The organism is uncultured Bacteroides sp. (assembly GCF_905207245.1).
In the GTDB taxonomy this organism is placed as follows: domain Bacteria; phylum Bacteroidota; class Bacteroidia; order Bacteroidales; family Bacteroidaceae; genus Bacteroides.
Genome location: NZ_CAJLKP010000033.1, coordinates 24811 through 41608, shown reverse-complemented (window position 1 = coordinate 41608; position 16798 = coordinate 24811). Strand labels below are relative to the sequence as shown.

Genomic DNA, 16798 nt, shown 5'->3' with positions numbered 1-16798 from the left:
ATATGAAGCAAATCTTATTATCCATACGCATGCTATTGCGGTTCAAAGTATATACTTTTATTAACCTCATAGGATTAGTGTTCAGTGTATCTTGTGCATTGATCATAGCTCGCTATATTCATCAGGAAAATAATGTAGATCACTTCTGTCCAGAATTGGAGCGTACTTTTTTGATGACAACGGTCACGCAAAATGGAGAAACTTATTTGGCAGGAGCCATAGACCGTAATAATGATCCTAATTTCAAGAATCCTTTATTGGATCCAAGTATTGAAAAGGTTAGCCAATTTATTCCATTCTCAGACGATTATATAATGGTAAATAACCGCCGATTCACCGTCCAGACGATGATAGCCGACAGTTTATTCTTAGAAATGATGCCTTATCCCGTAATAGAGGGAAATAGTACAGTACACTCTCCCGACGATGTCATTATGACTAAAAAACTAGCAACTCGCTTGTTTAAAGATGAAAGTCCTATAGGAAAAACATTGAAAACTTCTACGGGTAATATGGTAACGGTTACAGGAGTTATTGACGAACCTTCCACAAAAGCCTCTATGCAATTCGATCTTGTCATTTCTATGGAATTAAGCAAATCCTGGAGCCGTATGGAGAACCAATTAGTACAACTGCATCGCCCCGAAGACGTCATACAACTTAATCAGCAAAATAAGGTACCGATGCAACTAAAGTCGTATTCTGACCGCGCAATATACTATCAGTTGGTGCCACTAAAAGGCTTTTATACAAACACAGCAGTCGCTACATATGACACGCTTATTTACAAGGGAAATCAAACTTCTTTAAATATCCTTACGCTTATAAGTTTCCTGCTGCTGCTTGTCGGTATGTTCAACTACATAAATCTGCATACGGTAGTCATGCTGAAACGTGCGCGGGAGTTCGGAATAAAAAAAGTTTTTGGGGCTAATGGTAAAACAGTATTTCTTCAGCTCTATTCTGAAAATTTTTCTCTGGGAGCCATTGCATTGCTTTTCATTTGGACTTTTGTAGAAATAACACGCGGCATTGTAACTTTATGGTTTGAAATTCCTGTTGTGGCAGATTTACGTTTCGATATATGGCTTTCAGTCTTTTTACTGTTAGGTATGCCACTTCTTACTACTATCTTCCCATTTCTGCGCTATAACTACGCACCACCTATTCATTCCCTTCGTTCCATCAGCACAGGCGGAAATTCGGTGGTATCGCGTGTTATATTCCTGTCAGTACAATATATCATCACAATCAGTTTAGTAATAGCAGCCATTTATTTCAGCCGCCAATTACATTATGTGCTCCATTATGACTTAAATTACAAGACTCAGGACATCATCAAATGTTTGCTTTTCTCAACAGATAGAACATACGGAGATGTTATTACCTCAATGGAAGAATGGGAAGCTAAAAGAAAAGAAGAGGATTTAAAAGTAGAATCGGTAAAACGGAAAATGGATGAATCGCCCTTATTTACCCAATGGACCTATGGTGATTCACCTATCCAGATGTTTCCCCCGCATACAGAATGTACTGCATCTACTGGTGAAAAGGCCAAAATCAGTGTTGACTTTGTGGATCAGAAGTATATGGAACTTTTTGACTTTAAGCTCAAAGAAGGACGTATCTGGGATGATGAGAAAGACCAGTTTGCACAATACAAATTCATTATTAATGAAACAGCCAAGAAAGTATTTCACATAGAAGATATCAATAAAACAAAGATGCAAACAGATGCACGAATGTGGTTTAGTGTAGGTACAGATGCAAGTTCAAACCCTCCCTATGAAATAGTAGGTGTAATAGAAGATTTCAAAATGGGTCATCTGGCCAGCCCTGTTTATCCACTGGCATTCTGCTATAGTATAGGTGGTCATCAGCAACCATTGTTGGCCTCTATTGTTCCCGGAAAACGCAAAGAAGCTATTGAATTTCTGGAAAAAGTATTCCACGAAATAAATGGGGAAGGGGAATTCAATTACTCATTCATCGAAAATGAAATAGCTGCATTGTATCACGATGACCAACGTGCCACGCGCATTTATGTCACTTTCGCCATGATTGCAATACTTATTTCTTGTTTGGGATTATTCGGATTATCGCTTTATGATATTCAACAACGATATCGTGAGATAGCTTTACGAAAAGTAAACGGAGCCACTGCCCATGATATCTTCCAATTATTGCTACGTAAATATTGCTATATATTCAGCATTGCTTTTGTTCTGGCTTCTTGTATCAGCTATCTATTGATTCATAAATATATGGAAAGTTTTTATCATCATGCTCCACTTTCACTCTGGATATTCCTGACTGCCGGACTTCTCATTGCACTGATTTCATTGTGCACATTAGGATGGCAGATTCACAAAGCGATAAAAATAAATCCAGCAAAAGTATTAAAAGGAGAATAAATATACTACTAAAGAAAATATAGAATATCATGATACAGCATTATCTTAAAATGGCATCCCGGAATATACTGAAACATAAGACACAAAGTATAATCAGCATTGTCGGTCTGGCAATAGGTCTGGCTTGTTTTGCCCTGTCCACTTTCTGGATACAATATGAAATGACGTATGATAATTTTCATAGGGATGCGGAGCGTATCTATCTAGTACGAACGGATGACCGACATTTCGGAGCACATTATTCTAATTTTATGCCCTATGCTTTGGGAGGTTATCTAAAAAATGCTTATTCGGAAGTAGAAGATTTCTGCATATTTGAACAACAAAGTTTCTTCACTTTAAAGAATAAGCAACAGACTGAATATCCATATATTGCGCCGGACTCTACCTTTATGCGCATGATGGATATAAAAATATTAGAGGGTAGCCAGAATTTCTATTTATCAAATTCAAGAGAAACAAAAGAGGTGGCCATTACAGAAACAATGGCTCGTGAGCTTTTTGGCACTACCAAGGTCATTGGAAAAAAACTGATTGCTTCCAACAATATGAGGGAATATCGCATAGGAGCCATTATTAGCGATTGGGGAAGGCACTCCAATTTTAAATATTCCGTAATGGGATGGATGAGCAGTGATGACGCTTCATGGAGCAACAACCGATATAGAATACTGATAAAAGTAAAGCACGGAACAGATGTCAAAGCACTCATCGAAAAGATGAACCGGAACTTCCCGGAAAAAATGAAGAAAGATAAGTCTAACTATGAAACCGGATTTACACGCTTTTATCTGGAACCTATTACTCAATTACGATATGCGGATGAATTTGTCCGCGAAGACGAAACTATCGTACAATTCCGCTACATTATTTATTTCTCTATAACAGGACTACTTATCATCTTGTGTGCGTTGGTAAACTATCTGACTATATATAGCGATTGTTTCCGTTCGCGTAAGCGTGAAATGGCAATGCGTAAAGTAAACGGAGCTTCCGAACGTTCGTTGCTGGCATTGCTTTGCATGGATTTCCTATTTACGATTTTGTTGGCTTCCATTTTAGGAATGGTCTTTATCGAGTCGCTCAAATCTTGGTTTATGCGCTATTCCGGAATAACCGATACAGATATATCTATCTACGGTAATTGTATATTATATATAGCAGGCATGGCAATATTGGCATTTATCATTGCTCTGTTTTCTATTTATATATTCCGCCGTCGCTCATTGCAAAACACACTCCATCATACTCATACAGGCGTCACCGGACGTCTTTTCCGGAGAGGAAGCGTTGTTTTACAACTGATTGTCTGCATGGCTTTTATTCTCTGTACAACTATTATGCAAATGCAACTCTATCATTTACGTAATGTAGATACAGGAATTGACTACCAGAATCGTGCATCTTTAAGCATTTGGATGAATGTGGATATGAATGTTTGGGCTGAAAAAGTAAAGGCATTACCTATGGTTACTGAAGTAGTGAAACCTGTTTACTGGCCTCTGATTAGCATGGGAGCTTATTCTCTTTTTGAAGCAACTTCATGGGAAGGCTCAAATGGAGTCACTGATAAACCTATCAGTATAGATCAGTTTTTGGCAGGAGAAGAATTTTTCAAATTCTATAATATGCAACTGCTGGCAGGAGAATGGATATCGGATAAATCGGAGCTCAGCGAGGTCAATATCACAGCAACAACAGCCCGCACTATGGGATGGACACCAGAAGAAGCTATTGGTAAACGTATCTATTACAATGAAGAAAATCAGCAATCGATGACTATAATAGGAGTGGTAAAAGATTGTGCCTATAGAGCACCCACAAATGATATAGCAAATGCTGTATTTGTCAATACAAACAGAGAAAAGTGGGCATGGGGACGTTGCTTTGTACTTTTCAAATATAAGCCGGGAACCTGGGAAGAATGCCGCCGCCGCATTGAAGAGATGCAGCAGTCGGAACTTCCCGACCGCAAGTTATTCCTGGATAGTGAAGAAGAACAATACAATAAATACCTGAAATCAGAAGATGCCTTATCCAGTCTTTTAAGTTTTTCTTCATTGGTTTGTATTCTGATATCTGTATTCGGCATCTATTCTTTGGTTACATTGACTTGTGAACTACGACGGAAGGAAATAGCTATCCGCAAAGTGAATGGAGCTACAATAGGTAACATTCTAAATATTTTCCTTAAGGAATATTCTTTGCTTCTGATTATATCTTCACTGGTAGCTTTCCCGGTAGGCTATATTATCATGAAACAGTGGATTGAGACTTACAATCGTCAAGTCAATATAGGAATGTTGCCATTCATCCTTATATTTGCAGGCATTGCGGTAGTGATTGCCCTTAGTATCGGCTGGCGCGTATGGCAGGCAGCACAACAGAATCCAGCAGAAGTAATTAAGAGTGAATAGTAAAGAATATGATTCTTAGAATGATTCAAAAAAAGCACAAGCAATGTGCGAATATGCACCTTTTTTGTGCAATATAGCACACTGGTTTCATCTTTTTAAAAGAAGTATATATCTAATTAATAAGCAATTATAAGTTTGGCACAAGATTTGAAATCCAAATATAAAAAAACTCATTATGATACTTCATTATTTCAAACTAGCATTTCGTAATATACTGAAATATAAGACACAGAGCATAATCAGTATTATTGGATTAGCAATAGGTTTTACTTGTTTCGCTTTTGCCAATCTATGGATACATTATGAGATAACATATGATAGTTATCATGAAGGAGCCGACCGGATGTATATTCTTTATCAGAAAAGCATAATGAATGAAAATGGATATTCCACTAATATGGCCTATCCGGCATCTACTATGCTAAAGAATAATTTTCCGGAAGTTGAAGAAGCATGTGCCTACACCAGATGGAGAGAAGAAACGGATATAAAAACAGAAGAACAGTCTACATTTAAAGCTTATGAAATAAAAGCAGACTCGTGTTTCATGAAAATGTTCAATATCTCCATAGTATCAGGAAACATGGAATTTATGTATTCAGATGATAAAGTAGCTTTGACTGAAGATACGGCGGTAAGACTGTTTGGTACAACAGATGTACTTGGCAAAGAAATAATTTGTTATGATAAGAAAATAAAAATCTGTGCCATTCTGAAAAACCTGAATCATAGCAACTTATCATTTGGTTTTTGGGGTGAAGGAGAATACTTTCGTAAATGGCAAAATGACTGGTCTAATGGAAGCTTTAAAATCATCATCAAATTGCATAAAGGTATCGATCCGATAGCTTTTCAAAAAAAACTTTCTACAGCCAACACCAAAATCGATACCAGAGATCCCAAAGGTATTTTTGAGGACGTACAATTGATGCCGTTAACCCAATATCACTATTCATCAATCAATGAAAGCAAATCTATCCAATTCTACTATCTGATACTATTTTCGGTAGCCGGCGGATTAGTTATTCTCTGTTCATTATTTAATTATCTCTCTTTATTTATTACCCGTATTCGCATGCGTAACCGGGAAATAGAACTGCGAAGAGTATGTGGTTCTTCTATAAGCAGCCTGTTTATGCTGCTTTCTATAGAATATCTCTGCATTATATTCTTATCCGGATTGTTAGGCATGACCTTGGTGGAACTGGCGTTACCTATATTCAGAGAAATGTCCAGTGTTACCGGAAATATTTATGAAGAATCGCTTCTTTATTTTGCCGGCATTACCCTTCTATCCATGCTTCTGCTGTTACCGTTCATCATGAGACGCCCGCATACCAATAGAAATAAGAATCAGCATCTATTACGTAAAATAAGCATTATCTTTCAACTTGGAATAGGTATACTTTTTATATTTTGTATGATCGTCATTATGAAGCAGATATACTTTCTCACAAATACTGATTTAGGATGGGAAAGGAAAAATATAGCCAATATCCACTATCTGTATCCGGATAAGAATTTTGAAGCCATTTCGGACAAAATCAAGCAACTTTCCTGTACCAAAGAAATCATGACAGGGCATTGTGCTCTATTACCCAGAACAACCACTCTCTCTGCATACTACGACAATTGGGATGGCAAATCGCCCGATGCAGAAAGTGCTAATACACTGTATATATGGGAAAGCGAAAAAGCTATACCATTCTACAATTTAAAGTTATTGAAAGGGGAATTGCCCAAAGATACAGGACGGGATAAAGTTGTGATTAACGAAGCTGCAGCAAAAGTTTTCGGAATGAATGATCCGGTGGGGAAGAAACTTTATCGAAATAAAGACGCTTCTGAAACCATTATAGGATTAGTCAAGAACTTCCATACTACACCGCCGACTGTACCGGTTCAACCTTTTGTTTTGGTTGCCGGAAGTATTAATATCAGTGGATTCTATTTAGGAAAAGGACAAATACTGATTAAATACCATGACGGCAAATGGAAAGAATTGCAAAGCCGGGTAGACAGTATAATCACCCATGAATACCCGGAAGTGAAATATAAAATGGTAAATACAGAAGATGTTTATGCCGAATATCTGAAATCAGAAAATATACTGATGAAACTATTAAGTTTTGTTGCCATCGTATGCGTAATTATTGCAGCTTTCGGCATCTTCTCCCTCGTTACGCTTAGTTGTGAACAACGACGCAAAGAGATAGCTGTGCGCAAGGTGAATGGAGCGACAATCCAAGATATACTACTCATGTTCGTAAAAGAGTATATACTTTTATTATTCATTGCATCTATTGTAGCATTCCCAATAGGATATGTCCTAATGAAACGCTGGTTAGAAAATTATATAGAACAAACAACCATCGACGTCTGGATCTATCTAACTATCTTTGCATGTATAGCAATAGTTATCTTCACATGTATCGGCTGGCGCGTATGGCAGGCCGCCCGACAAAATCCGGCAGAGGTTATTAAAAGTGAATAAGAAACATAGAACTAACATCAACTTATGATAGTACATTATTTCAAAATAGCAATCAGAAACCTGTGTAAATATAAGACACAGAACATCATATCCATTATCGGACTATCCGTGGGACTACTATGTTTCTGTATCTGCATGTATTGCAGCCGCTTTGTGGACAGCACCAATCATTGCTTCGCCAATTATGGCCGCATAGCCGAACTAAGTCTTTACGACAGTAAGGCCGACAGATATTTTTCCGGTACTCCTGTACCTTTATCTGAAGAACTTCGCACCTGGTCCATGGGAGAAGTGGAGGCTATTTCATGCGTAACCTATCCTCGTGAACGTCCTTTCTATGTGGAAGTATCCCCGGAGAAGACATTGCCTTATGAACTTGAAACGATTGAGGCAGACACTTGCTACAATAGAGTATTCACCCCAAAAATGGTGGCAGGACATTGGGGAATGGTAAGCCGGTCTCCTAACTCCGCCATTCTGAGCCAATCCATTGCCATTAAGATATTCGGTAATGCAGAAAGTGCCATCGGTAAACACATGACCTTGATGAGAAGGCTCAATACATCCCCCGAAAGTACTCCAATAACAGGGGGCATCGTATATACCATTCAGGCTGTAATGGAAGATATTCCCCTGAATAATAGCATTGACTTCATGCAAAACATAGATGTACTGACCGTGAATGACAGTGAGGGACTTCTGCAAAGCCCCAAACGCCACAACATGACAGGAGCAAGCACCTATGCCTTGTTATCACCACAAACCACTTGTGCCGCTTTAGAAAAACAGTTTTCAAAAAGGAACTATACTTATACTCTGTATAATGAAGCCTACACCATCACCGCCGACCGCATGGGAACCCAACTAAAAAAACAAGGAGCTTCCTATCTGGCATTGGTAACCGGAACCATAGGCACACTGATATTGTTGGTGGGGCTGATAAATTTCTTTCATTTTCTCATAGGCTCATTTTTTAACCGCACCAAAGAATACAGTATCATGAAGATGGCAGGCTGTAACTGGAAACAACTATTCAACCTGCTATTTACGCAGTCATTGATTGTTATTTCCATAGCATCCGTGCTGGTACTTTCGGGAATAGAACTACTTGGTGGCCACATGGATTTCTCTTTACCAGGCTTCGCCATGGCCTTTACTCCTAAAGCCCTTTTGATACATGCCCTGCAATATATCATTTGCCTTATCACACTTTGCGCTGTCATTTGCCTGTCTGTTTCTGCCCGCATCCGTAAGATTTCAGTGCAGACTGGCATCTACGGAAGCAACAAACGCAGAGGAAAACAATGGGGGCGCAACTTCATGCTGGGCATCCAATTTTTTATTTGCTGGGTATTCGTATCGCTGACAGTTGCCTTATACCTGCAATCAGAAAAAACTGCCAATACCTTGTTCCATACATTAAGCCAGCAGGAGAAGGCGGAAATCTTAAGTATCCCATTGGATTATCCGTTCATGAAGAACGAAGAGAAACTGACCATGATAGAACGTTTTAAGCAACATGCCGGAGTGAAAGAGGTTTTGTTATCGGATATCGGTTATATGTATGGAATGTCAGGGAATGGACTGACGACCGAGAAAGGAAATGAAAACTCCTGGATTGATATTAGTATCATGGCTGTTCCATCCAATTTCTTCTCTTTCATGAATATTCCTATAGAACAGGGGAGTACTCCACAAACAGAAAATGAAATTATAGTGGACAGAGCTTGGCAGGAAATACAGAAAAAAGACGTAATCGGCATGAACTTATATAGTGGAAATACCGGCTACACAATATGTGGAATATCCGCTCCTTTTCAGGCAGATGTATACAACCAAAGTAGCGGATATGCTTTTGTACCATACGATTCTTCTGTCTATATAGGTCATTGTTATATAAAGAGCCATCCCGGGCAGCAGAAAGAAGTAACTCGATGGATAGAGAACGTCTGTCGTGAAATGCTTCCTGAAAATATAACTTACCAAACAAAAACGTTCCTTGATGATATTCACGTGGTACAAGCCATCGAGTACAATCTGAAGGATATTATTCTCTTCTTTGCCATAGTCAGCATTATTATTACTTTACTGGGTGTATACTCCAGTATTACGCTCGATACGGAACGCAGACAAAAGGAGGTTGCCATCCGTAAAGTAAACGGAGCGAATGTTCCGCAAATCATCTTGTTGTTTGCCCGTTTATATATTATTCTATTATTGTGCAGTGCCGTCATTGCATTCCCGCTAGTATATGCTGCATTGATGCTATGGAAACAAATGTACACGGTGTTCTTTGATTGCGGATTCCTGTTCTGGTTTTGCATATTCCTGATTGTGACTTTTATTACAGCTATCACCATACTTTTCCGTATCTTGCAGATAGTAAGGGCCAATCCGGCAGAAGTAATTAAAAACGAATAACAAGTAAAATAATGATTATACATTATCTGAAAATATCGCTCCGAAACCTGTTGAAGTATAAAACTCACAGTCTGATTTCTGCCATTTGTCTGGCAGTGGGGATTGTTTGCTATACGTTGGTATGCTTTTTCATTCAAGAGATAAATAAACAGGAAGATTTGCCCAATAGTGAACGGAGGGTACGAATTGAAGTCAATCAACGCCAGAGTTCTTTTTTCCGAGCCAAAGAAATACAACGTTTGGTAGAACAATCCATCATGGGGTTAGAATGCCTGACCATACAATCTTATAACAATTCGACAGAGATAGAAGTCATTGACAACGATCAACGCAATCTGCCTTTTTTGATAAAATACAGAGGGGTTAACGGAAACTTTTTCTCTTACAATGCTCGAAACTTGCTATATGGCAACCAACTTCCCGACGCTCCTGATGAAGTAGTGTTGTCGCAAAAGTTTGCCCGCAAAGCATACGGCACTGCCAATCCTATTGGAACAATCATACACCTGTCTGACCCGAAATATATAGCCGAAAATTCCATTCAGGACTTTAAAGTTGTAAATGTGGTAGAAGAAGAAGACCTACAAAGTTCAAAGGCCGATTGTTACTTCTTCTATGAAATCATACCTAATGATGAAGCTTTAAGCGTAGGAGGTTATCTATCGCCTAAAACAGATATAGAGACACTAAACAAGACTTTACAATCAATAAGATGGCAACGGGACGAAGATACTGTTCACCCCGTCGCCAAATTCACGCAGAGACACGACAGCACTTTTGAAATTGTAAAGCTATTGGTATTGTTTATAGCTTCACTTATCCTGATTTCAGGATTGATTAACTTCCTCAAATTCATCATTCAGATGTTTTATAACCGTCAGCGTGAAGTGGCGCTTCGCAAATGTATGGGGTCGGAGATAAAAGGGCTGTTCCTGCTTCTCTTTGCCGAGATATTCTGGATGATGTCCGTCGCTTTTCTTTTGTCCCTGGCACTGACGGAGATTATGATAAGTCTGGCGGAAATATACATACCGAACCGGGACATGCCCGATTTATCAATATCGGCTATCTATGCGGTGCAATTGCAAATATATCTCGCACTTCTGGTAGTATGTATGCTGGTGATATGGTTTCCTATCCGCCGATTACGCCAGGTGAGCATCATTAGCCAAATCAACAACAACCATAGCCGCCACATCTTCCGTTCAGTCATGATGTGGTTGCAACTGAGTATTTCCATATTCTTTGTGGGCAGCACACTCGGCATCAATATGGTATGGCACGAGATATTCGGTGAAGCATATAGTCCGCTAACCTCCAAAGAAGAGAAAAACATCATCGCCCTGAATGTGAACAGCCAACGTATGTGGCAGAATCTAAATCCTATATTAACTGATATCCAAGCTCTTCCGGAGTGTACAGAAACACTGGCAATGATGCATAACATACAACAAGATGGACAATTCTTTATGCATACCTACAAAAAAGCCGACCAATCGGAAGCCATGATTGCCTTCACAGAAGGGTCGCCCAATTATTTTAAGTTTCTGAACATCCCGTTGCAAGGCAAGGAAATAAGTGAAGCATCGGAAGGCGTTATCTACGTCAGTGAAAGCTTCAAATTGCAACTGGATAAAGACAGTGTACAAGGAATGGTAGAACTCAACAATCAGAATTATCGCATTGCCGGCACCTACAAAGCACTTTATAAAGAATCCCAAGGAGGGCTTACTATCGGTTCAGCATTCTTCCCCGGCAACCGGTTCAGAACCTTTTACTTTAAGTTTGCACCGGGAACAAACCCTGACAGGAACCTCCGCCGCATCACTGATATTTGCCGGAACTACATACCAATTACCTTACCCCTTGAAGTCCGTTCCCTTGCCGATAACAAACAAACCGTCATGGGTTCTATGTATATGACTCAGGTGGGTATGACAATACTGGCCGTTGTAAGTGTACTACTGGTTGTGCTGAGCATCTATTCTGCCATTTCCATGGATACCGTCAGCCGGCAGAAAGAAATTGCTATCCGCAAAATAAATGGAGCCACACCGTGGATTATCGCCGGAATATTCGGAAAAGCCTATATGATGATTTTCATACTGGCATTTGCAGTTGCTTATCCACTAGTGAGGTTAATGCTGCTATCAATAGATGACAGGTCCACGAGGTGCATACAAAGTTGGGACTGGGGCATCGTGCTTTTCTTCTCTGTTGCCCTGATGATATTCCTCACTACAGCATACAAGATTTATCGGATTATGCATATCAATCCGGCCGAGATAATAAAAAATGAATAAATATATTATTAATTTAAATTCTTACTATTATGATTAAGACAGTTAACTTACAGAAAATCTTCAAGACCGAAGAAGTGCAAACATGGGCTTTGAACAATGTGAACATTGAAGTGAAAGAAGGAGAATTTGTCGCAATTATGGGACCTTCCGGTTGCGGTAAATCTACCTTGCTGAATATCCTGGGACTACTTGATAATCCTTCGGGCGGAGAATACTACCTGAATGGCAAGGAAGTTTCCAAATACACCGAAGCACAACGTACCAGTCTGCGTAAAGGTGTCATCGGCTTCGTATTCCAGAGCTTCAACCTTATCGACGAACTGAACGTATATGAGAATATCGAATTACCGTTGCTCTACATGGGCATCCCTGCCGCCGAACGTAAACGCCGTGTAGAGACAGCTATGGAACGCATGGCAATTACACACCGCAGCAAGCACTTCCCTCAGCAACTCTCCGGTGGTCAGCAACAACGTGTAGCCATCGCCCGTGCCGTAGTAGCCAACCCGAAGCTGATTCTTGCCGATGAGCCTACCGGTAACCTGGACTCCAAAAATGGTAAAGAAGTTATGGAATTGCTAAACGAACTGAACAAAGAAGGAACCACTATCGTCATGGTGACCCACTCACAGCACGATGCCGGATTTGCCGGACGCATCATCAATCTGTTTGACGGACAGGTAGTGACGGAAGTCAGTCTGTAAAGAAATACCGCCGTCTCATGCTCTGGCAAAAAGATTATTCTCACTGTGGTGAGAATTTTTTCTCATCACAGTGAGAAAAGATTCTCATCACTATGAGAATATGTCATTCATATCTATTATTAGAAACATGCATACACTAAAAATAGTCCTACGTAGTTGGTGGCGAAACAAATTATTTGTCACTATTTCCCTTGTCAGCCTGGTCATCGGTATCACCTGCACCAATCTACTAACAGCATTCGTTCTGTATGAGTATAACATTGAGCACAATAACCCTAATCGTAACCGTATTCTCCGGCTTACACAAACACTACCCTTTGCACAAGAAGAAATGCAAGGAACATTTGTATATCATGAGTCCGTACCGGAAATCATTTCACAATTTCCTGAGATAGAGGCTGCACTACGCACACAAAGCGTTACACATACAAAAATCCGGGTGAACAATGAAGACTTCTCTGACCTGAACCTAATATCGGCAGATTCTACACTTGAGAAATTCTTTCCGATAGAAACCCTTGCAGGAAAAGTAGAGGAGGCACTCACGCATCCCGGAACTATTGCCATCAGCCAGGAAGCAGCTAAACGTTGTTTTGGAACAATCGACTGCATCGGCAAACTATTGGAAATGCCACAGTCTGAGAAAAAAGCCTACCGAATTGTCGCAGTCTTCAACTTACCTCCTCAAAGTATGCTGAAAGCAGATATGCTCACAAGTCTCAAAGCTCAGGCAGGAGTTACGTGTTCGATACTTCTCAAACAGGGAACAGATATCGATGCTTTTCGCCAACGTTTTGAAACAACCGAACTCCCGACATTATTGGGCAAAGGCTACTACCGCACCCTGACCTTGCAGGAATCTTATTTTAATACCACCCTACAAGATAGTGACCAATGCATTGAACATCGGCAAAAAGCCCTGTTAAGTGTCGGACTGCTATCCGCCTTATTAATTCTATTTATCGGTTGTTTCAACTATATCAATCTGAGTTTTTCCCGTTTACTAAAGCAAATACGTACTTTGCATATTGAGTGTCTCTTAGGTGCAACTCACCGTCATATCCGTTGGCAACTCTTCGTTGACACCTTTCTGATGGTGATTACAGCATTCCTCCTGTCCATTCTGTTAATGAGTGACTTACTGACAAGTTTCAACACGATAGTAACCGCAAACCTGTCATTGTCTTATCTTTTCTCCGGTCAGGTATTTCCGGTCATCCTGCTGTTTGTGATTATTCTCTCTGTAGTACCAGCCCAATATATGAGCCGGAAAATACACACGCTGTCCGAAAGTAGTTACCGTAGTTTCTTCACTGGTCGCAAGAAGCAGCGTATTGTTGCAGCATTGGTTACTTTGCAATTCATTATCTCCATTGGCTTGTTAAGTGCCTTTATGATTATCCGTAGCCAGATGGACTTGATAGAGCAGGAGGGAAGCCGCTATAAAGGAATCATCGAATTTGGCATTGGTGACTCTGCGCACTCACCCTTGCAGACATGGATAGGAGAAATCAAGCCTATAGCAGGAGTGAAAAGTGTCATCTCATCCCAATCGGGACTTTATCCAATGAGTGTAGCTATACCACGCCAAGAGGGTAAAGAGAATGAACTTCTGATGCTGGAACTCTACGAGAACTGCCCGGATTTCCTATCCATATACAACTTTGAATTGCTGGATGCAAAACAGACATTCAATTTATTGCCCCGTACTCCCATACCAGTAGTAGTAAATGAGGCATTCATCCGTTATCTTGTTCCTGCAGGTGAAGACCCGATGGGACAACCTATCTCCAAATACGCATCTGATGAGAGTATAAATGGCACTATCATCGGAGTTGTAAAAGACTTCAAGAAGTACTCTCTCACAAATAACGTATTTCCGTTAAGAATGCTCCTTCACGAAACACCGCAGCCGAATTACACTACATTGACTATAAAGTTTGATGAAAAGTATCGAGCAGAGGTAATCAACCATATCCGTGAACTTTGGAAGAAGAAGTATCCCGGCACCTCCTTCAACTATGAAGACCCTCACCAGATACTAATATCCAATAATCAGGAGGTTACCGATTTCTCCCGTATTCTTCTGATGTATGCTTCAATCAGCCTGTTCCTCACGCTATTCGGTTTATTCGGCATCACCCATTATGCCATCCGTCAGCGCACTCGCGAGATAGGTATCCGTAAAATTCACGGTGCATCTTTCTGGCAGATATTATGGCTTGTCAATCGTCCGTTCTTATGCTACATTGGCATTGCTTTCGTACTGGCTGTTCCCACTATCTGCTATTCAATGAACTATTGGCTGCAACAGTTTGCCTATCATGCACATCTGGAAATCATTCACTTCCTGCTTCCTCTGCTATTCACTATCTGCATCACCCTGCTCACAGTATGTTTGAATAGTTACCGGGCAGCAAGAAACAATCCTGTAGAGAGTATCAAATGTGAATAACCGTATCCCGATTGATATCCAGAAACAAAGCTCCGAAATGAATCATCGCATTAAATAAAGCGATGCGGGAATAAGAGTAAATCTCATCTGCCGGAATATCACATTCCACCAACAGTCCTTGTTCCAGTAACCATGCACGCTTTGTTCCTTTCAAGAGGGGAGTCGCAGGAGTATACCAGACTCCCTCTTTTTCTAATGCCACATTAGCAATGGAAGTATCCGTCAAAAGATGATTTCTGACAATCAACACGTCATCCTGATTTTCACGAAGGGAATACAATGCTTCCAACTCTTTCCGGTCTGTACTTTTATAGTGATAATCAACCGTATCGGAATATACCAGCCGGAGCGAATGTATGGGCCTCATTATATAAGGTGAAAATGCCACCTCACATATCTCTTTGTCATAAACAACACGGCATTTATGGATTCCATCCATAGGACAGCCTTCTGCATACTCCCGGATATCCAACTGCTCCGATACTCCGAAGATAGCTTTCCGGGTCTCATTCATTCTCCGGTTGTGATGGGTAAGATTCTGTAACTCACCATCACGCACCTGTATGGTTTCAACAAATCGGCACATATACTTTCTGTTTCATTTCTTCATATTCGCTGCGGGCATCACTCTTGAAAGTAATGCCACCGCCACTTTTGAAATACAGGCCCTCAGGCTGTTGCTCTACAAAACGGATCATCACGGCACTATCCAGGCTAACTCCATCAAAGTAACCGGTTATGCCCGTATAAAAACCGCGTTCGTATCCTTCAGCCTCACGGATAATCTGCATCGTTTTCTTTTTAGGTGCTCCGGTGATGGAACCGGCAGGCAACATACTGAAAAGAATATCTCCTAAACGTTGTTTATAATCCTCCGGCAACTCGCCGCATATCTCCGAACTGGTTTGCAGGATAGGACCGCGGTTGGTTTGTATGACATCGATATAGCGGTAGCGGCTGACTCTGACATGAGAAGCCACGATACTCAGGTCATTCCTTATCAAGTCTACAATCGTGGCATGTTCCGCAGTTTCTTTTTCATCTTCCAGCAATATACGCCGGGCGTCGGGCAGGGTAGCATCAATGGTTCCCTTCATAGGATAAGAACTGATAATCCCATTGTTTATCCGCACAAAAATCTCCGGTGAGAACACAACAAACCGCCCCTTCACCCACACCTTATATAAAGCGCGGGAATGGCAATATATATGCTCTAAGGTGAGATTGGTACGTACCGGAGTCCGGGATGTCAGGTTGGTGAGAAAACTGTTTCCTGCAAGTATATTCTTCCGCACATGCTCAAATGCACAACCATATTCCTCAAAAGAAACAGGATCGGGATTCCATTCTATTTGTTCCGGCAAATCTTTCTGCTGCTGTTGATGCCCACCGTCTTCATTCGTAAATCCATTCAGATTATACACCAGTTCCACCGGAGAAACGTTCTTCGCTTCTTCCACATAAACCTGTTCCTGTAAGTAATCAATCAGAAAGACAAACGGCTTTGCACAACTTGCCAAAGCGTTCATGCGCCCTATTGCTTCCTGCTTATTATATAATCTCATATATCTATTCTTGTTCTTGCAGGAA

Annotated in this window: 9 protein-coding genes; 7 read left to right on the top strand and 2 right to left on the bottom strand. The window is 40.5% G+C overall.

The genetic code is table 11. The features are described 5' to 3' along the window. The first annotated feature begins 2 nt into the window (after positions 1-2). From QZ135_RS11685 to QZ135_RS11655, 7 genes are all read left to right on the top strand, one after another. Positions 3-2414, top strand: coding sequence for an ABC transporter permease (locus tag QZ135_RS11685; protein ID WP_294609173.1), 2412 nt, complete (start codon positions 3-5; stop codon positions 2412-2414). Positions 2415-2443: 29 nt separating this feature from the next. Continuing rightward, positions 2444-4831, top strand: a complete 2388-nt coding sequence (locus QZ135_RS11680) for an ABC transporter permease (RefSeq protein WP_294609171.1) — start codon at positions 2444-2446, stop codon at positions 4829-4831. Positions 4832-5006: 175 nt separating this feature from the next. After that, on the top strand, positions 5007-7325 hold the full coding sequence (locus QZ135_RS11675) for an ABC transporter permease (protein ID WP_294609169.1): 2319 nt from the start codon (positions 5007-5009) through the stop codon (positions 7323-7325). Positions 7326-7349: 24 nt separating this feature from the next. Next, positions 7350-9746, top strand: a complete 2397-nt coding sequence (locus QZ135_RS11670; protein ID WP_294609167.1) for an FtsX-like permease family protein — start codon at positions 7350-7352, stop codon at positions 9744-9746. A gap of 11 nt (positions 9747-9757) precedes the next feature. Then, positions 9758-12049 (top strand): FtsX-like permease family protein, encoded by a 2292-nt coding sequence (locus QZ135_RS11665; RefSeq protein WP_294609165.1) that lies wholly within the window; start codon positions 9758-9760, stop codon positions 12047-12049. 29 nt (positions 12050-12078) lie between these two features. Continuing rightward, positions 12079-12753: an ABC transporter ATP-binding protein gene (locus QZ135_RS11660; RefSeq protein WP_009127366.1), complete on the top strand. Its 675-nt coding sequence runs from the start codon at positions 12079-12081 to the stop codon at positions 12751-12753. Positions 12754-12880: 127 nt separating this feature from the next. After that, on the top strand, positions 12881-15208 hold the full coding sequence (locus QZ135_RS11655) for an ABC transporter permease (RefSeq protein WP_294609164.1): 2328 nt from the start codon (positions 12881-12883) through the stop codon (positions 15206-15208). Here the strand turns inward: QZ135_RS11655 and QZ135_RS11650 are convergent. Next, positions 15195-15794, bottom strand: a complete 600-nt coding sequence (locus QZ135_RS11650; RefSeq protein ID WP_294609162.1) for an aminotransferase class IV family protein — start codon at positions 15792-15794, stop codon at positions 15195-15197. The genes QZ135_RS11655 and QZ135_RS11650 overlap by 14 nt on opposite strands. After that, positions 15778-16773, bottom strand: a complete 996-nt coding sequence (locus QZ135_RS11645; RefSeq protein WP_294609160.1) for an aminodeoxychorismate synthase component I — start codon at positions 16771-16773, stop codon at positions 15778-15780. Before QZ135_RS11645 ends, QZ135_RS11650 begins: the two co-directional genes overlap by 17 nt. Positions 16774-16798: the final 25 nt, after the last annotated feature.

Coding starts and splice junctions, on each gene's coding strand:
- QZ135_RS11685 (WP_294609173.1), top strand. CDS start 3: ATGAAGCAAATCTTATTATCCATACGCATGCTATTGCGGTTCAAAGTA.
- QZ135_RS11680 (WP_294609171.1), top strand. CDS start 2,444: ATGATACAGCATTATCTTAAAATGGCATCCCGGAATATACTGAAACAT.
- QZ135_RS11675 (WP_294609169.1), top strand. CDS start 5,007: ATGATACTTCATTATTTCAAACTAGCATTTCGTAATATACTGAAATAT.
- QZ135_RS11670 (WP_294609167.1), top strand. CDS start 7,350: ATGATAGTACATTATTTCAAAATAGCAATCAGAAACCTGTGTAAATAT.
- QZ135_RS11665 (WP_294609165.1), top strand. CDS start 9,758: ATGATTATACATTATCTGAAAATATCGCTCCGAAACCTGTTGAAGTAT.
- QZ135_RS11660 (WP_009127366.1), top strand. CDS start 12,079: ATGATTAAGACAGTTAACTTACAGAAAATCTTCAAGACCGAAGAAGTG.
- QZ135_RS11655 (WP_294609164.1), top strand. CDS start 12,881: ATGCATACACTAAAAATAGTCCTACGTAGTTGGTGGCGAAACAAATTA.
- QZ135_RS11650 (WP_294609162.1), bottom strand. CDS start 15,794: ATGTGCCGATTTGTTGAAACCATACAGGTGCGTGATGGTGAGTTACAG.
- QZ135_RS11645 (WP_294609160.1), bottom strand. CDS start 16,773: ATGAGATTATATAATAAGCAGGAAGCAATAGGGCGCATGAACGCTTTG.